Raw genomic sequence first — 19,887 nt, 5'->3', positions numbered from 1 at the left:
CGTCGTGTCCGAGAACGAGCAGCCAGGTCCGGCGGCCTTCGACGAGGTCCGCCGGGCATTGGCCGCCGTCGACCGCGATACCCGCACTCGACTGCTGGCCACCCTCGCACGGCGATTCGGCGACCTCGACCTCGCCGAGGACGCTCTGCAGGAGGCGCTGGCGCAGGCCGTCAGCACCTGGCCGGCCACCGGTGTGCCCCAAATACCCGAGGCGTGGCTCACCATCACCGCCACCCGAAAGGCCCTCGACGTCATCCGGCGGGAGAACACGCTCGCCCAGAAGCTCGCCCAATTGCATATAGAGACTGATCGCGCTCCCCTGGCGTCGTCGTACGCCGATCCGGCCGAAACGCTGTCGGACGGGACAACGATCCCCGACGACCGGCTGGCCATGATCTTCGCCTGCGCGCATCCGGTCCTGCGCGCCGAAGACCGGGTCGCACTGATGTTGCGGTTCGTAGCAGGTCTGAGCGTGGACGAGGTGGCGCATGCGCTGCTCGTCCCGAAGACGACGATGCAGCAACGAATCGTGCGGGCCAAGAAGCGGGTCGCAACTTTGGGCGTGCCCTTCGGCGTACCACCGCCCGACGCGGTACCGGAGCGGCTGGCCGGTGCCCTTCGCGTGGTGTATCTGCTGTATTCGGAAGGGTTTTCCCGCTCGACCGGCTCCACCCACATCCGCGACGATCTCACCGAGGAGGCGATCAGGCTTGCCCGGCTACTACACCGGCTGCTGCCCGGGCGAGCTGAGGTCACCGGACTGCTTGCGCTGCTGGTACTGACCGAGGCCCGGCGCCGCGCGCGCGTCGATGACGCCGGTGCGCCCATCCCGTTGGCCGACCAGGACCGTTCACTCTGGGATGCGGCGCTGATCGCCGAGGGGACTTTGCTCGCCGAGGCCGCGGCGGCCGCACCTGATGCCGCCGGGTATGCGATCCAGGCCGCCATCGCGGCGGTACACGCCGAGGCCGGAACATTCGACGCGACGGACTGGGCACAGATCGCAGTGCTCTACCGACTGCTCGAAGCCCACGACGACGGCCCCGTCGTCCGTCTCGGCAGGGCGGTCGCCGTCGGCCGCGCCTACGGTCCCGCGAAAGGACTGCGGCTCCTCGAAGGCCTGTCCGGCGACGCCGCGCTGTCCCGGTACCGCCCGTACCACGTCGCGCTCGCGCTGACCCGCACCGAACTCGGCGATGCCCGGAGAGCCGCCGATGATTACCGGCGCGCCCTCGCGCTGCCGGGCAACGCCGCCGAAGACGCGTTCCTCGCCGACTCCCTGCCACACGACGACCTCTGCCCGGAGTAGCGCACCGACCAGCGGAAAACCTTGCTGTCGGTTCTGGAAGCCGGAACCGACAGCAACGTTTACCTCAGGTGAAGCGGGTCATCCGGCCGGAGGTGTCGGACAAGGCCAGCACCTCATTGAAGCCGTCAACAACGGACTCGGCGAACAGTTCGGGGTCGGTGACGGCGGCTGCGTCGTAGTTGACCCCGATGCACGACGTGCCGTTGTAGGTGACCATCGTGGCCATGATCGCGCAGCCGGGCAGCGGGCCGAAGGCGAACATCCGCTCCACCTTGGCCCCGGCCACATACGATTCCCAGTCGATGCCGCCGACGTTGCTGGCCTGCAGGTCGTTCTGGGTGGTCGCCCCGCTCAACTGGCCGACGATCTGGCCGGGCAGCCACGCCAGCATCGGGCCGACGTCGTTGAACGCGTTGACCGCGGGCTCGTTGCGGGCGGCGCGGATCTGCTCGCGGACGGTGAGCACCCGCTCGAAGGAGTCGTCGATGCCGGTGGGTCCGGCGAGGCGCCCGATCGACACCCGGGTCTGGTGCGGGTTGTCGGGGTCGCGCACGACGATCGGCACGGCGACGGGAATCGCGTCCACCGGGCGGTCGAGGCGCTGATGGTAGAGCCGCAGACCGCTGATCAGACCCCCGAGGTACACCTCGTCGATCGTGGCGCGGATCTCGGCACTCGCCGCCTCCACGGCTGCGAACGGCACCTCGAAGGCGGTGAACCGCCACGACAGGCTCCGCTCGGCGAGCAGCGGCGACCCCGGCGGGCTGATCAGCCCGGCCACCCTCGGCACCGAACGACCGAACCGCAGCACTTGACTCAGCGCCTTGCGCGGATCGGTCAGCGCCATCGCACCCTTGATCGCCAGGTCGACGCGGTGGGGTGCGCGCTGTACCTCGTGGGAGAGCTGCCGCAGCAGGATGTCGAGGGCGCCGGTGGCCTCGGGTGTGGGGGCCGGCGGTTGCGGTTTGCCCGGCACCGGGTCGCGTTGCCGCGAATGCAGTTGCGCGAGAATGGCGATCGATGACATGCCACCGGTGAGTGCCTGATGCGCCTTGAGGAAGTAGGCGCCCTTGCCGTTGGGCAGCCCGTCGATCAGGTACACCTCCCACGGGGAGCGTTCCGGGTCGAGAGCGGTCATCGCCAGCTGTTCGCAGGTGGTGAGCAGCTCGCGAATCGAGCCGTCGCCCGCGAGCCGGAGCCTGCGCACGTGGTAGTGCAGATCGAACTCGGGGTCGACCACCCAGCTCGGGATGCCCGCTCCCAGAGGGGAATCCACCACCCGTTGCCGCAGCCGTGGCAGCATCCGGCTGCCCCACTCGTGGGCGGCGACCAGCCGATCCCAGTCGGGCACGCAGTCGTAGATCTCCAGCATGCTGAGCGTGCCCCGGTGGTGGCGGTCCGAGTCGCCGCGCCAGAGCACCGCATCCACCGGGCTCATCTGGCCGTCGGTGCCGAAGTTCAGCGGCCGGTCGTGGTCGGACAGTTGCGAATACGGTCCTGTCGACGTCTGCTCACTCATCGAACACCCCTGAAGTCCTCGTCAGTCGGCCGTCGTCGAAGGCCTCCACCGGCCAGTCGGCGAGGGCCTTCACGAACAGCTGCCGCACCTCGTCGGCATGCTCCCCCACCGTCTCGGCCGTCCACGACGACGTGTCCACGGGTGGCAGCACCCGCACCTCGACGGTGCCGGGTTTGATGAGTTGGTCTCCGCGCCACATCAATTCACCACTGTTGCGCAGCACGATGGGCACCACCGGCACCTGCGCCTGCATCGCGATGTGGAACGGGCCCTTCTTGAAATTACCCAAACGTGGTGTGGCCGAACGGGTTCCCTCCGGTGCGACAACCAGGCTGGCACCGTCCTCGCGGAGCTTGCGGACCGCCGGCTCCAGTTGCTCGATCGCCTTGCCCGCGTCGGCCCGGTCGATGAACACCAGACCGGCGGCGTCGAGGATGGGCCCGAGCACGGGAACCTGCTTGACCTCCTTCTTCGCCACCCCGGTGGCGTGGTTGCGGACCAGGTGCACCAGCACCGGCAGATCCAGCTTGGACTGGTGGTTGAACACGAACACGCACGGCCGCGCCGACGTCAGATAGTCCTCTCCGTCAAGCACTTTCACGCTCACCCCGGCCAGCGCCATACCGACGTCGGTGCCGGCGGAGGCGCCCGCCTGGATGGTGGCCTCACGGTCGCCGCGGACCAGGCCACCCAGCACACCCGCCACCGAGCCCGCCAGGAACGACCCGTAGAAGGCGCCGGTGCGCACCGCCATCTCCCACTTGTTGTGGCTGGGGTTGGTGATGTCGAGGATCGGCCAGCCGCGTTCGACGGCCACCGCCCGCAGGCCCTTCTGCGGGGAGATCGCGGCCGGGTGGCCGACCGATTCGAGGTACGGCACGTCCTCGTTGCCGTCGCTGTAGGCGAACGACGACTTCAGGTCGAGGTCGTACTCGTGCGCGAGCCGGCGGACGGCCGCCGCCTTGCCGGGTCCCCACAGTGGTCGGCCCAGGATCTCGCCGGTCACCACCCCGTCGATCACCTCGACATCGGTGGCGAGGGCGTGGTCGGCGTCGATCTCGCGGGCGATCGGTTCGATCTGGAATCGGGTGGCCGAGGAGGCGATGACGATGCGGTGCCCCATCTCGCGGTGCACCCGGAGCAGCTGCCACATCTGCGGCCGCAGTTTGGCGGCGGTCTCCTCCTTGAACAGCGTGGTGCCGAAGTCGAGCAGCTCGGCGTATGACTTGCCGGCGAAGGTCGGTTTGGTGGCGCGCAGCACCTCGGCGTAGTCCTGTTCCGACTCCACCCCGCGCAGGCCGATGAGCAGGAAGTCGAGTGCCTCGCCGAGACCGAACTCGAGGCTGCGCACCCGGGCGCGGGCGATGGCCACCGCGGAGAAACCCTCGATGAGAGTGCCGTCGTAGTCGAAGAACGCGCACACCTGCTTACCGGTGGGCGCCTGGCGAATCTCGCGGATCCGGTCCGCGATCGTCGTCACCGTCCTGCCGCCTCGTCCGCGGCCCGCCGCGCCTGCGCGAGCTCGATCTGGGCGATCCGGGTCAGGCGTGAGCGCATCTCCTCGACCTCGGCCAGCCACGCCTTGCGGCGTTCGGCGATGTCGCCGGTCTCCGACGGAGTGACCAGCCCACGGTTCTCGGCGAGCTGATAGGCCGCGTCGTACAGCTCGCGCGACACCGAATCCTTGCTCCGCACAACACCTTGCAGCACCAGCTGACGCCCCAGACCAAGACCCTCGATGAGGACGGTCTCCTTGTCGACCGAACCGTCGCCCGCGGTGACGAGCAGCTTGGCGACGACGAGCTGGGCGTCGAAGAACGGTTGCAGGGTGCGGCGGGCGAACAGCTCACCCGCGTGCCCGAGCAGGGTCTCGTGGATCCGCTCCGCGGTCGGCGGCTCGGTCCGCCAGTCGGGGGAGATCAGATCGAGCTCGGCGCCGAGCCGGTGCAGGAACTCCTCCTTGACCGGGAAGAAGAACTCGAATTTGAGCAGATCGCGGATCCGGAGCGCCTCGGCCTGACCGGCGGTCATGAACTCCTCGTCGCGCAGCGAGAACAGCCCGTCGTCGGCGGCGAGCAGCCCGAGTTCGACGATCGCACGGTCGACGAAGTGATGAATCGCGCCGTTGCGGTAGTAGGCGGCGATCGGATGGTTGTTCGGCGTGATCGACCACACCTGATCGGTGCCGCCGTCGTAGCGGGTCAGCACGCCCGCATCGGTGAGTTCACCCAGCGTGCTGAGCAATCCGAGGCCGCGGCAGGTGCTCGGGTCTGGCCCGGGCAGACCACGGCGGTCGATGTAGGACAGCAGCGGCGCGAGGATTCGCTCGATCTCGTCGGCGGTATAGGCCCGGTCCTCCGCGCCCAGGATCGCGAAGCCTGCCAGCGAGGTAGCGGAAATCGGTGTGGCCGAGTTGATCTCGTCCATCACCCGGAACGCGACCTTTTCCAGTTGCGCCTTGCCCTCCCCGGCGTCGGTCAGCGCCTGGCGCAACGAGAACGGCTCGCCGAACCGGACGCGGGCGTTGCCGAGGTATTCGCGCTGCTGCTTGGCGTAGCGCAACAGCCAGCCGAGGTCCTCGGGCCGTTTCTTGGCGCCCGCGGCCTCCGCGGCCATCGCCCCGATCTCGTGCAACTGGTCATAGACGATCGAGGTGGGCACCACCATCACATCAGCACCGTCGAGGTGGGCGACGGCGTCGGCCACGTAGGACAGCAGACCGAGCTTGGGCGGGCGGAGCTTCCCGGTGCGACTGCGGCCACCCTCGATGTACCAGACCAGGTTGAAGCGCTTCTCGACGATGAACGAGAGATACGAGCGCATCGCGAACTTGTACACCGGGTCGGTGCCGAACTTGCGCCGGATGAAGATGGTGCCCGCCCGGCGCGCGATCGCCGAGAGCGGCCACAGTTGCAGGTTGTCGCCGCCGAGGATCATGTTGGGCGGAAAGTCGTAGCGGCGCAACACTTCCGCCAGAACGAACGGGTCGACGTAAGAGCGGTGCGAGGGCAGGAACACCAGGCCGTGGGTCTTGTTCAGGGTGCGCAGGTGACCCATCGTGTCCAGATCCGCAGACACGGTCCAGGTACGTTCGTGCAATTGGCCGATGATCGAGGACAGCAGGTCGTCCATCAGGCGGCTCTGGGTGGCCACGAAGGTGCCCATCTTGTCGGTGGCCTCGCGGACCACCGCGGCCGCCGGGCGCCCCAGTTCGGCGGCGAGTTTGGCGGCGTTGGCCTGGAACCGGGCCGACGCCCCGATCTGCTCGGCCACCAGCCTCGGCACCTTGTAGCGGTCGCCCACCACCTGCCGTTCGGCGCGTTCGGCCGCCAACGCCGCCTGCACCCCGACGAAGGCGTCGAACGACTCACCCTCGGCCGTCTCCTCCCGGTAGCGGCCGTGAAGGTCCTCGATGGTGGCCGGTGCGCCCTGCACCACACGCACCCGGTCGGGTGACTTCTTGCGGATCATCTCCTGGCGGAACGCCGGTGGCTTACGCGGGTTGGACAGCGCCAGGACGTCGGCCACCGACACCCGCCGCTCGCCCTTGCGCACGGGCGGCAACCACACGACGCGGGCCGGAATCAGTTCGGTGCTTTCGTCGGTGGCGGCGAGGTCGATCTCGGAGAGAGTGCGCAACTGCGCATCGGGATGATTCACCGCGACCCATTCGGCCACCACCTGTCGCTCGCACGCGGTGCGTACGTCCGCCAGCACAATTGACGCCAACGCCAACCTCCCAGAGTTTGTGATGCATCGCACAGCCTAACCCAGCGGGGTCCACGCCCCTGGAACAACCGCAAGGCCGCATTCAAGACCGTGCAGTTCTCGCCACCCGGACATCTCGATCAGAGGGCATCGAGATACTTCCATTCCCCGTCGACCCGTTCGAAGCGGCTATGTTCGCGCAGCTTCGCCCGCTCGCCGTCGACACGGTAGTGCGCGGTGAACGTCACCTCACCGGTCTTCTCGAACGGCGTTCCCCCGCCGGCGGCGTGGATGTCGAGGCGGTACCAGTCGAGCGACTCGTCGAGGTCCAACTCTCGCGGCCTGGTCGCGGGATGCCAGCTGGCCAGGAGGTACGCGGCATCACCGACAGCGAATGCGGTGAACCGGGACCGCATCAGTGCCTGCGCGGTGGCCGCGCGGCGAGTGCCGGCCAGCAGCGGCCCACAGCACTCGCCGAACGACTCGCCGGAGGTGCAGGGGCAGCGGTCGGAGTCCGAAACAGTTCTGCTCATCGGTCGCCAATGGTAGAGCGCGCCACCGCACTCCGCCTGTGTCACGGAGTGTCCACTCCATACCGATTCGGCGGACTCGGCCGGACACGGAGGTCCGGTACCGATATCGTGTGCGCACCGGATGACGAACGCGACGGGGGTGTGTGGTGAGTGAGGCACGATCGCAGGGGATGTCGCGGCGTGGTTTCCTCGGCGGCACCCTCGCGGCAGCGGGCGTCGCGGCAGGGCTGAACACCTCGGGGACACCCCGGGCGATCGCCTCCCCCACTGCACGCACCTACGACGCGATCGTCGTCGGCGGTGGGTTGTCCGGGCTGGCTGCGGCCGCGTCGCTGCGGGCGGCGGGTGCCTCGGTGGTGGTGCTGGAGGCCAGATCCAGGCCCGGTGGCCGCGTGCACAACATCACCTCCCCCAAGCTCGGCGCCACCCTGGATGCCGGCGCCGAGTTCATCGGCCCCACACAGAATCACATTGCCGCGCTCGCCCGCGCACACGACGTGCGCACCATCGCCACCTACAACAAGGGCGACAGCGTGTTCTGGCACAGCGGAACAGCGCATCGGTTGTCCGCTGATCTGCCGCTCCCGCTGCATCCGGCCCTCGCCGAGGCAGGCCCGGCGCTGGCCCGCGCCACCGCCGACTCGCTCGCCGGTTTCCCGGTCGGCGAGCCGTGGAAGCATCCCAACGCGCGCTACCTCGACTCCATCACGTGGGCGCAGTACGTGAATCAGATCTCGCATTCCGACGTGGCGCGCAACATGACCGCCGTCGCGATGTCGGCGGCGCTGTCGGTCCGTCCGGACGAGGTGTCGGCGCTGTACTACCTCAACTACATCGCCGCCTCGGGTGACGAGAAGAACCCCGGCACCCTGGTGCGGCTGCTCAGCACCGACGGCGGCGCCCAGGAACGGCTGTTCGCCGGAGGTGCCGCGCTCATCCCGATCCGGATGGCGGCCGAACTCGGCGACCGGATCGTCTACAACGCCGCGGTCCGCACCATCGACACCACGTCCGGTCATGCGGTGGTGCACTCGGCGGCCGGCACGTTCACCGGGCATAAGGTGATCGTCGCGATGTCCCCGGCGATCTGCGGCCAGATCGACTTCCGCCCTGCGCTTCCCGCCGCCCGCCGGGCATTGCAGCGCGGGTACCGGATGGGCTCCATCGCCAAGTTCGCGGCGCTGTACAAGCGGCCGTTCTGGCGCGAGCAGGGGATGTCGGGGCAGGTGTACGGCAACGGCAGACCCATCGACGTCACCTTCGAGAGCCACACCGAGGGCAGGCACATCCTGATGGGTTTCATCTCCGCCGACGCGATGCGGCGCCTCGACCACGCCCCGGTCTCGCAACTGGCCCGCGAATGCGTCGCGAACTTCGTCGACTACTTCGGTCCACAGGCCCGTGACCCACTCGATTACGGGGTTTTCAAGTGGGATCTGGAACCGTGGTCGCGTGGTGGCCCGGTCGCGGTCAGCTCGCCGCGCACCCTCACCCGGTACGGTCATGCCCTGCGCGCCGGTGTGGGCCCGATCCATTGGGCGGGCACGGAGACCTCGGACTACTGGACCGGCTACATGGACGGTGCGGTACGTTCCGGAAAGCGCGCGGCCGGAGAAGTTATCGCCGCACTCTGACCCGACCGCACCACCAGACCACCCCGGCAGGCCGCTGCCGATGAAAGGATGCACAGCCCATGGATGTCAGCCGCAGAACGGTCATCGCGGGTACTGCAGCGGGCGCCGTCGCCGCCGGCGTGCTGTCGACCCTCGGGCAGGCAGCGCCCGCGGCCGCCGCATCCGACGGGTACCTGGTGGGCTGTGGCCGCGCCGACATGACCGGCGCGATCGCGGGCCAGGGAATGATGGGTTACTCGGACACCGAGCAGGTGGCCGAGGGGCTGCGGCAGCGGTGCTGGGCGCGCGCCTACGTGATCGTCGACGCGGCCACCGGCGAGCGGGTCGTCTTCGTCAACGCCGACATCGCGTGCATCTTCCAGTCCCACCACATGGGGTTGATGCCCCGGCTGCGCAAGCGTTTCGGCGGGCTGTACACCGAACGCAACGTGAACCTCAACGCCACCCACAATCACAACTCGTGCGGCGGCACCGCCTGGGATTTCGCCTACTCGCTGGCCGCCTTCGGGTTCAAGAAGAACTCGTACGAGGCGGAGGTCGAGGGCCTGTTTCAGGCGATCGTGCGAGCGCACGACAACCTTGCCCCCGGCACCGTCAGCATCGGCCGGGGCGAGCTGCACAACGCCAGTCGCAACCGCTCCCGGACCGCGTTCGAGCGGAACCCGAAGGCCGACCGGGCCCACTTCCCGGATGCGATCGATCCCCGGGTGACGGTGCTGCGGCTGCGGCAAGGTGGCCGGGACGTCGGCGCCATCACCTGGTTCCCCACGCACGGCACGTCGCTGACAGACGCCAACAAGCTGATCTCCGCCGACAACAAGGGCTACGCCAGCTACCTGTGGGAACAGGACGACCCAGGAATGGTCGCGTCATTCCCGCAGACCAATGCCGGCGACATGACGCCCAACCTGAATCTGATCAAGATGCATCCGTCGGGTCCCACCGACGACCACACCCGCAACTGCGAGATCATCGGCCGCCGCCAGTACGACGCCGGGCGCGGCGCGTTCTCGCGGGCGACGCCGATGAGCCGCGGCGGTGTCGACGCCGTGATCCGCTATGTGGACATGTCGAAGGTCCGGGTCAGCGGCGACTTCACCCCCGACGGCCGCCCGGCGTCGACGACGCCGGCGATGATGGGTGCGGCCGCCGCGGCCACCAGCACGGAGGACAACACCCGCTCGCAGCTGTCGTTCCTGCAGGAGGGCCTGAAGAATCCGCTGGTCCGGCGTTTCGGGGCCAAGAGCGAACCGTCGATCGCCCCGTGGATCAGGGACATGCAGTCCCCCAAGCTGGTCCTGTTCCCTCTCGGGCTGTTGCCGCCGTCGCCGTGGGTTCCGCACGTGGTGCCGCTGCAGATCATGCGGATCGGTCAGCTCGTGCTGGTGGCGGTGCCCGCCGAGTCGACGATCGTGGCCGGGCTGCGGCTGCGCACGGTGGTGGCCGACGCGCTGCGGGTATCCGTCGACGACGTGCTGGTGCAGGGCTACTCCAACGCCTATACCCAATACGTCACCACTCCCGAGGAGTACGACGCCCAGCAGTACGAGGGTGGTGAGACCATGTACGGCCGCTACACGCTGCCCGCCTACCTGCAGGAGTTCCATGAGCTCGGCTCGGCAATGCGGTCGGGGCGCGACCTCGGTCGCGGTCCCGCGCCTCTGGACAAGTCGGGCTTCCAGCCGGACCTGCTGCCGCCGGTGCCCGCCGACCGGCCCGTCGCCGGCCGCCGGTTCGGGCAGGTACTGACCGCACCCAAGGCCGCCTACCGTCCGGGTCAGACGGCCACGGCACGTTTTGTGGGCGCCCACCCGAACAACGATCTCCACACCGGCGGTACCTACCTGGACGTGCAGAAGGCCGACGGTGACAGCTGGACGACGATCGCCGACGACAACGACTGGTCGACGACGCTGCGCTGGTCCCGTCCCGCAGGCAGTCCCGACACGTCGGTGGTCACCATCGACTGGACGATCCCGAAGGGTGCCGCGGGCCGCTACCGGATCCGCTACCACGGCGACTCGCGCGCCGCGTCGGGAAAGCTGACCGCGTTCACTGGTACTACCGGCACGTTCACCGTTCGCTGAGAAGAACAATCCTGAGACGAACAATGCGGTGGATCAGGGCCGGATATCGGCCCCGATCCACCGCATTGTTCAGGCGGGTACGGTCAGGCGTTGCCCTTGGACCAATGACTCCACGGGATGTTCCAGTCACCGAGTCCGTCGGTGCCCGGCAGCGTGCCGCCCTTGGTGTTGCGAACCTCCACCGGATCACCGCGCAAGGTGGTGTCCATCACCCATTTCGCGTTCTCGGGGCTGAGGTTGAGGCAGCCGTGGCTGGTGTTGGTGTTGCCCTGCGCCCACACCGACCAGGGAGCCGAGTGGAAGAAGATGCCGCTGTAGGACATGCGCGTGGCGTAGTCGACGGGGGTGCGGTAGCCCTCGGCGGAGTTGACCGGGACACCATACGTCGACGAGTCCATCACGATCTTGTCGTGCTTGTCGGCGACGATGTAGATGCCGTTATCGGTGTAGTCACCGTCCTTGCCCATCGATGTCGGCATCGTCTTGATCACTTCGCCGTTCTTACGGAACGTGACCATCTTGGTGTTGTCGTCGGCGGAGATGAGCATCTCGCGGCCGATGGTGAAGTTGGTGCTGACGTTCTCCTGCCCGAACAGTCCGTCGCCCAGGTTGACGCCGTAGGTGTTCACCTTGACCGATACCGTGGTGCCGGGCTTCCAGTACTTCTCCGGGCGCCACCGCACCTCAGAGTCGGAGATCCAGTAGAACGCGCCCTCGACCTTCGGGGTGCTGGTGATCCGGATGGCGTTCTGCGCGGCCTTGCGGTTGGGGATGCTCTCGTCGAACTTGATGGCCACCGGCTGGGCGACGCCCACCGTTTCGCCACGGCTCGGCGTCAGGTACGCCTGCGTCACATTGTTGGGGGCGCTGGTGGTGAACGAAACGCTCTTGCTGCTGATGCCGCCGACACCGACCGCATCGGCTTCGATGGTGTAGGTCTTGCTGTAGCCGAGTGGTTCGGCGATCGTCCACACACCGTTGACGAGCTTGCCCTTGACAGGTGATCCGTCGGCCTTGTCGATACGCACCTTGGTGACGGCGCCTTCGGTGGCCTTGACGCTGATCGGGGTTCCGGGCGAGACACCCACCGACTGATCGGTCAGAGCCTTGGCGTGAGCGCCTTCCATCACCTCGATACCGGGTTTGAGCATGTCATCGAAGAGGCTCGAACTCGACACCGTGCCGGGGTATTTCGGGTCATCCGAACACCCCGTCACGGCCATCGCGAGTGCGGCACCCACAGTGACCAACACCACGCCGGACCGTCGCCCTGCGCCGCCAATCCGCTTCCCGGAACGACCGAAGCTCATGTACCACTCCAACCTTTGCACTCCGCCACCACAGCCGTCGCCGACCCGCCTGCCGCTTCGACCTGTGGTTTCACCGAAAAATGCACCGTCGACGCGAATGCGGACGATGACTCGCTCATTGTACGAGACTTTCGCCCATGGCCTTTCATCGATGTGATTCGTCCGCCGGCGACCGGCGTTACAGAGTGCGGCCCACAACACGCGCCCGATGACCTCGGCGGCCGCCTGTGGGGCGAGTTCGGGTGCGACCGCCGGCGCTGTCCGCGTCGTCGGCCTCGGGGACGAGCGGTCGCGGTCGACCATACCGTGAACGCAGACGCCCCTCGAACGAAGCAGCCCCTCACCAGTCGTTCCAGGTGAGGGGCTGCTTCGTTGTGCGCCATCAGGGACTCGAACCCCGAACCCGCTGAGTTTGATCCACCTGCTTGATGGGTCCCTGGTTGGACCACCATTACGCTGGTAAAACCGTCCTTTTAGCTACACAGCCTGTCCCGCGGCGTCCCGCTGGATACCCGCTTTGTCCCGGCATTAGAGAGTAGATAAGAGAGTATCTACTCTCCATTGCTTTCCTCGCTCTCGACGTCGCCAGCAGCGGTGTGTGCACCGTCGGTCTCGTCGCGGCGTGCGCGGCGCTCTCGCGCCGCGGTCACCATCGGCGACAGGTCCATCTGTTCGGCGATGTAGTGGGCCTCGTTGACTGATTCGCTGTGTCCGAACCAGTCGGCGCGCACGTGCGGCGGCAGCCAGTAGTAGATGCTGTTGAGCGTCGTCCGCCACCCGTGGCTGCGCACATCGTGCTCCAGCTCGGTTATCCCCAACGTTTCGGCCATCTCGGTGTAGAAGCGCTCGATCGCCCGCGTGCAGTTGCGGCGATCCCACAGCCCAGTGGGATCGGCGGGCGAACCGAACAGGTAGGCGCCTTCCGGCGTAACGTCGCGCCGCTGGCGGATTCTGCTGGCGGTGCGGTCATCGAGGATGGTGAACGTCTTCGGCCGCCTGTTGCGGGCCTCCCCGCCTTTGAGCTTGTGCCGAGGGACGAAGACGTTCAGACCGCCGCCCCGGTTGTCGATGACCTCGTGGGGCTCGATCTGTCGGGCGCTGCCCAGCCTAATCCCTGTTGTCATCTGCAGCAGTGTCAGGTCGATGACGGCTTGCCGCTTGTCGGTCGATGTGTCGCGGCTGCGTGGCTTGCGGGGTTCGGTCGACGGGTCGATCCCGAGGAGGTGGGTCAGCAGGCGGTCGTAGTCGGCCTCGCTGAGCGCGACGTCGTTGGCGGGCTTGGCGGTGGTCTTAACCTCGCCGTACTCGATGTCGGCCCCGAACAGGGGCGATTGCGCGATGATCCGGCTCCTGACCATCCGCCCGTAGACCCAGCGGCTCAACACGTTTCGGGCGGTGCGCCCGGATTCGGCGCCGTGCTTGGCCGCGATGCCCTCGATGATCCGGACGGCGGTGTCGGGGTTGCTGGCTTCGTTGATCGTGATTGCGCCGGCCTGGGCGCTGATGTTCGCTAGGGCGCGGTAGTACACCGGCTTCGAGGACTCGGCCAGTCGGGTCGATTTCTCGATCGCCGGGCGCGAGACGCCGTCGATGTAGGCGCTCAGCTTGCTCGCCTTGGTCCATGGCCCCGTTGCGGCCAGGCCTGCTCGCAGCTCTGCCGCCTTGGCGAGGGCCTTTGCGCGGGCCTCGCCTTTGGTCTTGCCCTGGTGGCGGTGAGGCACCGACTTGCTGCCGTCGTAAGGCCACCACCGCCAGCGAATCATCCACACGTCGCCGTGCTTCTTGGGCTCGACCTCGGCGATCGAGTCGTCTCCGGGCTTGTGCTGCACCGTTTTAGCCATGATTAGAGAGTAGCTCCGGACTCGGACACGAACTGGGGTTCTAGTTGCCAGGGATCGGCCGGGACAGGTAGGGTTTGTTTTAGGCGGACTAAAGACCCGCTGGTGAGAGGTTCTCGCGGCCTCACTGAATAGCTCCAGGGCGTCCATCCCGTAGCTGCGTACCGGTGACGGTGCAACGCGGAGCTGGTAACTGGTCGACGGTGGGGCAGCCTAGCTGCGGAAGTCCCCGCCTGGATGAACACGCGGTGCACATGACGCACCGAAAGCGCGGGGTGTGACTCCTGGAAGTACGGCACAACTGTGCCCTGCTGCCAGGAGTCTTTGTGTCTTCAGTGACGCTCCCGAAGGACCGGTACCTTCTGAAAACCGCCGAGTTCGCCAAAGCGATCGGCTCCTCCCCCAAAACCGTCCGGAACTGGCGTCTTGCCGGTCTCGGACCCCGCCCCACGCGCCTGTCGGCCAGCGACGTGCGGTACACGCCCGAGGACATCGAGGCGTGGGTCCGCGCTGTCAAGAAGGCTGGCTCGGTCCAGGCCGTCCCGTTCGGCGGTGCCAAGTGATCCTCGCTGCCGGTTATGAGGCGGTCGATGTCTGATGACCGCAAGCGAAAGCCCCGGAGCCAATGACTCCGGGGCCTCCGAGATTGCTACGTCTCGCTCCGATCATGCGGTCCCCGCGGCGGGTACCGCTACTGACGTCGTTCTTGACCGCCCGGACGTCGACATTCTGGAGGTCGACAGCTGGTCGGTCCGGGAGCTTCAGGACGCCGACGCGGGCGGTTCGGGAGCCCCGTTTCTGGTCCTGTCCAAGAGGGTGCCGCGAGTGGGTGAATTGGCCCCGGATTTGGAGCAGATTTCAAATCTGCTCCAAAAAAGTGCCGCAAAACCGCAGGTCAGCGATAGGGGTCATAAGCGCCCATGGGAGAGCAACAGTGACCCCGACCCCGTCGGGGCCTCCGAGGCCTCTACCGGGGGCCACGCGGGCGCCTCGCTGGCATTCGGCGACCTGCCGACGATTCGAGCCGCCGGAACCGGCATGGCGGCGATTCCGGTGTCGTTCGACACCGAGTTCGTCCAGACTGCCGACGGGCGCAGGGTGCTCGTCAGCTACCAGTTCGCGACGCCGGACCCGGTCGACCCGTCGGCGATGGTGCTGGTGGTGTTCCTGCCGCTGTCGCGGGTGCGCCTGCGGCTGACGACGGCGCTGCGGGAGGTCTGGCGCGAGGCTGGGCTGTGGCGGCACCGGCTGGCCGGTTCCGTGGGCGCCGACGGTCTGGACGTGCGCGGGTTCGCCAGGCCCGGGGACGAGGATCTCGACGGGCGGGCACGGTCCCGCGCTCGCCGGAATCGCTTGTACCGCACGCATTCGGTGCCGCTGAACCTTCGCTGCCACTTCGGCAAGGCCGACATGACGGTGTTCCGCCGGGTGCAGCCGGACCCGCTCAAGTCACTCACCAGTGCGGCCGGTGGTCTGGTCACCCTGCAACCGTTCCGGGTGTGCGCCTCCGACGAGTCTCGCCGGTACCTGTATCCGTTCAGCGTCAGCGTCTCGGACACGATGTGCCACGCGCCGGCCGGGTCGAAGACGCTCGACGCTCTGGGCGCTGCGTGCGGCCAGCCCAAGGTCGTCCTGCCCGACGGTGTCATCGAGCGCATGGACCTGCTCCGCCGCGACGACTTGATCCTGTTCCTGCGCTACAGCGCCAACGATCCGGTGGTGGTGCATGAGTACCTCGAACGTCTCTACGGAGTCGATGTGCGGCCGCCGGTCACCCTGTCGGGCGGAGCGGCTAACGCCTTCAAGGCCTCCGTGCAGCGCTACTGGAACATCGGGAGCGATGAGGTGTTCTCGCTCAGATTCGGCGGGTTGGTCAAGCGTGATCCCGAGGTCAGGGCGGGCGAGGACGACCGTTCGTACTACGAGAAGCGCGGCAAGATCCCTGTCGACGGTGCTGCCCGGGCGGTGATCGACGCCTGCGCCAACGGCTATCACGGTGGCCTGAACATGTGCCCGATGCCTGGCTACCGAGAAGCCGAGACGTTCGACTTCGACCTTCAGGGCGCGTATCCGACCGCGATGTCGCTGGTGCGCGACGTCGACTGGGCTCACGCGGACGGTGTGATCGCTGAGGTGATCACCAACCGCGAGTTGACGCTCGACGATGTGCCGGGCCCGATGACTCCCTTCGTGGGGTGGGTCGAGTTCGAGTTCGGGCGAGACGTGGTCTACCCGTGCCTGCCGATCTTCACCGACGGTTCGCCGATGTACGTGCGCACGTCGGCGGGCCGACCGGGCGCGCAGGTGATGGGTCCAGAGGTCTACCTCGCGCTCAAGCTGGGTGCTCGCGTGCACTGCCAGATCGGCTACCGGTTGCGGCCGCTGTCGATGCCCGACGGCTCGCCGTCGCACGCGCTGCGGGCCGGGGTGGTGCAGATGGTCAAGGACCGGGCCGCGGTCAAGGCCGCGTTCGGCAAGAAGTCCCTGGAGGAGCTGGCCATCAAGACGATGGCCAACTCCACCTACGGCAAGACCGCGCAGGACGTCGCGCAGCAGAACGCTTGGGACGCCTATGAGCAGAAGATGGACGCGGTCGGCGGCTCGGCCATCACCTCGCCGTACCACGCGGCGATGACGACGAGCTTCGTTCGGGCCGAGCTGCTGGCGGCCGCCAACCAGCTTCACGCGTCGGGCTTCCAGTTCTTCTCGGTGACGACCGACGGCTTCATCAGCGACGCCGACCTCGAAACCGTCGTGGGCCTGGACCTGTACGGGCTGGCCGCGATGGCCGCCGACGCTCGCGCCCTGATCGCGGACGGGGACCGCTCGATCTGGGAGGTCAAGCATCGCCAGCGCTCGTTCCTGAACGTGACCACCCGCGGCAACGTCGCTCTCAACGACGACGGGGTGCTCGCCAAGAACAGTTTCAAGACTCCGGTGGAAGTTCTCAAGGCCGGTGTCGAGCGCCAGCACTTCTTCGACCTGGTGATCTCGCGGACGCGGCGGGTGCCGAACCCCGTGAAGGTGTTCCCGAGCTTTCGGGAGCTGTCCTACGACGACGGTCGCCGGGTGGACTTCATCGCGTCGGTCAACGACAGGGAACTGTCGATGGACTACGACTGCAAGCGTCAGCCCGACTTCGCCACCATGCGGGCGGCGCACCCGCTCGATTCGAACGGAGCCGCCCACGAGGTCGCGACGTTCGACACGACGGCGTGGGAGACCATCGACGACTGCCTGCGCGGCCGCGAGGTCGCAAAGAACCAGGCCGACGCCGGAGGCTGCCTGCGGACCGTGGCCGAGTGGCGCGAGTGGGAGCTGCGCCGGGCCCACGGCGCGGGAAGGCGGATCGCTGATCCGCATCGCTCGGTGCTGCTGTCGATCCTGATCGGGCACCGGCAGGGCGTGCTCGGCTTCGACGTGCCGGGCCTGGCCGCGTCAGCCGGGACCGTCAAGGCGCGGTTGGCGTGGCTCTCTGGCTGGGGGCTGGGCGTGGCCAAAGAGTCCGACTGGAAGAACGCCCGGCGCCCGGACCGGCTCGGGCAGATGCTCGCGCCGTCGGCGTGCGAGCCGTTCCTGTCGGCGATCCGTAGCGCGGCCCCTGGGAGCGTGCCGTGGGATCTGACCACCGAGTCCGAGGGCGGGGGTGATGAGGGCGCTGAACGCGCCTGCTGAACCACGCGAGCGCCTTTGAAGCGCAGTCCCGAAACACATCCCGGCCGCTACCGAGACTCGGTCCGGCCGACAGCAACGAACAGGAGTACGAACCATGCCGAACTACGAAGACTTCGACAAGGCCATCGCCGCGGCCCGCACCGCCAAACGCAAGGCGATCGCGGCCGACAACCAGAAGGCCGGGCGCAATCTCGCCGCCATCGCTCAGCGGTGCCCGGAGCTGACCGCTTCGGGCCTCGTGGAGGTGCTCGGGTGCGGCGATGAGCCGGTCTCGCGTCTGGTCGAGGCGCTGCTGGCCAAGGGCGTCGTCGATGAGGTGGTCCGGGGCCTCGCCGCGGCCGCCGCCCCGGCCCCTGTCGGCGGCGCGGTCGCCGACTTCGGTCAGCACCACTGACGGTCCTCCCCTGACGACCGTCCCCGGAGCGCCGAACAGGCTAGCTCCGGGGGCGTCGTCGTCTCTGGCAGGGCCTGCCTGGACACGAGCGAGCGAGTGTTCTGGCCGGCCCTGCTCCCAGGCGTAGCCTGGGGCTGGCCCTCCGCAGGAGACCACGTTCAGGAGCGAGCGAAGCGAGCGGATGAACATAGTGGGTTATGCTTAACGGGTAAGCCTGGTGGGCGGGACGGTGGTGTGGGCGGCGAAGCAGGGCCCCGCGCCACCGTCCAGGGCCCCGCCGGGATTGGCCGTTAAGCAACCGACCGAAGGGCGGTTCCCGTGTCGCAGTGGAGCACGTCCTACCGGTGGGAGTCCCGGGCGCGGGTCGATGTCGACAAGGCCCGCGGCAAGGGCCGCGACAAGCGACCGGCGATCGGCCCCATGCTGTCGCACGCGCTGCGTTCGGTGGAACGGCGCGAGGGCATCGAGCACGTGCACAGCAATGAGCGGATCGACGACGCCCGGACCGACGACAACGTGGTGTGGCTGCCCGACGGGGCCGGTGGGCTGCGGCTCGCTGGGCCCGGCGACTCGATCGCCGCTGTCGAGGACTGGATCGAGGAGCGCGTCGGGCTGGCCGTGCACACCAAGACGATGAAGGACGGCACGGTCAAGCCGGTCGCGGTCCGCAAGGACGCGACGGTGTGCCTGGAGGTCATCCTCCAGCTCGATCCCGAGTACACCGGCAAGGTCGTCGACATGACGGCCGAACAGAAGGCAGACGTCCGGGAGAAGCTGCACGCGATGGTCCGCGAAGTTCAACGGGTCACCGGCGCCGACAACACCGTCGCCGTTGCCGAGCACTGGGACGAGGACCATCCGCACATCCACATGTTCTTGGTGCCGTTGTCGGAAGACTTCAAACTCGTCGGCGCGAGGATCATGGGCGAGTCTAAACAGGCCTACGCCGCCCGCCACGACGAGATGCGCACGGTGCTGCTCGCCGAGGGTTACGACGCCACGTTCGAGCGGGTCGACGCCGGGCGCGGCCACGAGCCGGTGCGAGTGTTCAAGGCTAGGCGCGACCGCGAGAAGGCCGAGCGCGAACTGGCCGATCGCAACGCCGCCGAGAAGGCGCGGTTGCACTTTGATCGTCAGGAGCTGGAAGCTGCCCGCGAGGAGCTGGCAGAAGCCGTCCGCGAGAACGCTGAGCACGAGGACCGCGTGGACCACAAGGGCGTCATTGTGGACCAGCGCGAGAAGGAGGTCTCGGCAGCGTGGGGTCAGATCAACGCTAAGAGCGCCGAACTCGACCGTGACCGCGAACAGGTGAACGCCGACCAGCAGGCTGCGACGCAGGCGCTCGCAGAGGCCAAGACGGCCCGAGAGGACGCTCAAGCGACGTTAGCGCGTCAGCAGGCTGCTGAGGCGGCTCTGCGAGCCCGTCTTGCCGAGGAAGAGGAGCAGGCCCGCCGCGACGCCGACGACCGGGTGGCCGAATACGAACGGCGGCAGATGGCCGCTGTCGATGAGCGTGTCGATGTCGAAGTCGCCCGGACCGTCGCACCGCTACGCGCCGAGGCCGAAGCCGCTAAGAAGGCCGGGTTCGAGGAGGGGCTCGAACTGGCCCGCGCCGCGCTGAAGGGGAAGCTGGACGAGATGCAGGCTCGGTACGCGGTGAAGTACACCGACCTCGCTGAGTGGCAGAAGAACATCACCGCGTTGTTCAAGTCGACGCCCCGGGATAAGTGGAGTCCGGGAATGCAGATGGGGTGGAAGAAGTTCCGAACCGCCGAAGAGGCGCGGACGCACCCGACGGCCGTCGAGGCATTCACCCGAGGGGCCGCCTCACGCTTGGGGACGCCGCCGCGCCCCGGGAGCGAAGGACCTGACTATTGACG

General features: G+C 67.8%; 13 protein-coding genes. 7 read left to right on the top strand and 6 right to left on the bottom strand.

All coding sequences use genetic code 11. From position 1 onward, the window contains the following. Positions 1–4 precede the first annotated feature (4 nt). Positions 5–1,309, top strand: a complete 1,305-nt coding sequence (locus GOAMR_RS07320) for an RNA polymerase sigma factor (RefSeq protein ID WP_005184869.1) — start codon at positions 5–7, stop codon at positions 1,307–1,309. Positions 1,310–1,373: 64 nt separating this feature from the next. On the opposite strand, the gene GOAMR_RS07315 is transcribed toward GOAMR_RS07320, so the two are convergent. From GOAMR_RS07315 to GOAMR_RS07300, 4 genes are all read right to left on the bottom strand, one after another. Further along, positions 1,374–2,828 carry a wax ester/triacylglycerol synthase domain-containing protein gene (locus tag GOAMR_RS07315; protein WP_005184867.1) on the bottom strand — a complete coding sequence of 485 codons (1,455 nt, stop codon included), beginning with the start codon at positions 2,826–2,828 and terminating at the stop codon, positions 1,374–1,376. After that, complete coding sequence (locus GOAMR_RS07310) at positions 2,821–4,308, bottom strand: HAD-IB family hydrolase (RefSeq protein WP_005184865.1); 1,488 nt, start codon at positions 4,306–4,308, stop codon at positions 2,821–2,823. Before GOAMR_RS07310 ends, GOAMR_RS07315 begins: the two co-directional genes overlap by 8 nt. Next, entirely contained in the window at positions 4,305–6,557 is a 2,253-nt protein-coding gene (locus GOAMR_RS07305) for a glycerol-3-phosphate 1-O-acyltransferase (protein ID WP_005184858.1), read from the bottom strand. The genes GOAMR_RS07310 and GOAMR_RS07305 overlap by 4 nt, the downstream gene beginning before the upstream one ends. A gap of 119 nt (positions 6,558–6,676) precedes the next feature. Then, positions 6,677–7,069, bottom strand: coding sequence for a YchJ family protein (locus GOAMR_RS07300; protein WP_040514648.1), 393 nt, complete (start codon positions 7,067–7,069; stop codon positions 6,677–6,679). A gap of 170 nt (positions 7,070–7,239) precedes the next feature. Between GOAMR_RS07300 and GOAMR_RS07295 the strand changes: the two genes are divergently transcribed. After that, positions 7,240–8,703: a flavin monoamine oxidase family protein gene (locus GOAMR_RS07295; protein WP_040514647.1), complete on the top strand. Its 1,464-nt coding sequence runs from the start codon at positions 7,240–7,242 to the stop codon at positions 8,701–8,703. Between the two features lie 59 nt (positions 8,704–8,762). Further along, positions 8,763–10,790, top strand: a complete 2,028-nt coding sequence (locus GOAMR_RS07290) for a neutral/alkaline ceramidase (protein ID WP_005184848.1) — start codon at positions 8,763–8,765, stop codon at positions 10,788–10,790. 83 nt (positions 10,791–10,873) lie between these two features. On the opposite strand, the gene GOAMR_RS07285 is transcribed toward GOAMR_RS07290, so the two are convergent. Next, positions 10,874–12,100 carry a L,D-transpeptidase gene (locus tag GOAMR_RS07285; RefSeq protein WP_083836881.1) on the bottom strand — a complete coding sequence of 409 codons (1,227 nt, stop codon included), beginning with the start codon at positions 12,098–12,100 and terminating at the stop codon, positions 10,874–10,876. A 551-nt stretch (positions 12,101–12,651) separates the two neighbouring features. Continuing rightward, positions 12,652–13,941, bottom strand: a complete 1,290-nt coding sequence (locus GOAMR_RS07280) for a polysaccharide deacetylase family protein (RefSeq protein WP_005184840.1) — start codon at positions 13,939–13,941, stop codon at positions 12,652–12,654. Between the two features lie 323 nt (positions 13,942–14,264). Between GOAMR_RS07280 and GOAMR_RS07275 the strand changes: the two genes are divergently transcribed. The 4 genes from GOAMR_RS07275 (at position 14,265) to GOAMR_RS07260 (ending at position 19,885) form a co-directional block, all read left to right on the top strand. Beyond that, entirely contained in the window at positions 14,265–14,501 is a 237-nt protein-coding gene (locus GOAMR_RS07275; RefSeq protein ID WP_005184838.1) for a helix-turn-helix transcriptional regulator, read from the top strand. A gap of 34 nt (positions 14,502–14,535) precedes the next feature. Beyond that, entirely contained in the window at positions 14,536–17,613 is a 3,078-nt protein-coding gene (locus tag GOAMR_RS25325; protein WP_005184836.1) for a hypothetical protein, read from the top strand. 94 nt (positions 17,614–17,707) lie between these two features. Beyond that, positions 17,708–18,007, top strand: a complete 300-nt coding sequence (locus GOAMR_RS07265; RefSeq protein WP_005184833.1) for a hypothetical protein — start codon at positions 17,708–17,710, stop codon at positions 18,005–18,007. Positions 18,008–18,325: 318 nt separating this feature from the next. Beyond that, on the top strand, positions 18,326–19,885 hold the full coding sequence (locus GOAMR_RS07260) for a plasmid recombination protein (RefSeq protein ID WP_005184832.1): 1,560 nt from the start codon (positions 18,326–18,328) through the stop codon (positions 19,883–19,885). The last annotated feature ends 2 nt before the right edge of the window (positions 19,886–19,887 follow it).

The organism is Gordonia amarae NBRC 15530, assembly GCF_000241345.1.
GTDB lineage: Bacteria > Actinomycetota > Actinomycetes > Mycobacteriales > Mycobacteriaceae > Gordonia > Gordonia amarae.
Note: the sequence above shows the minus strand (reverse complement) of the source record. Positions and strands in the feature narration are given on the sequence as shown.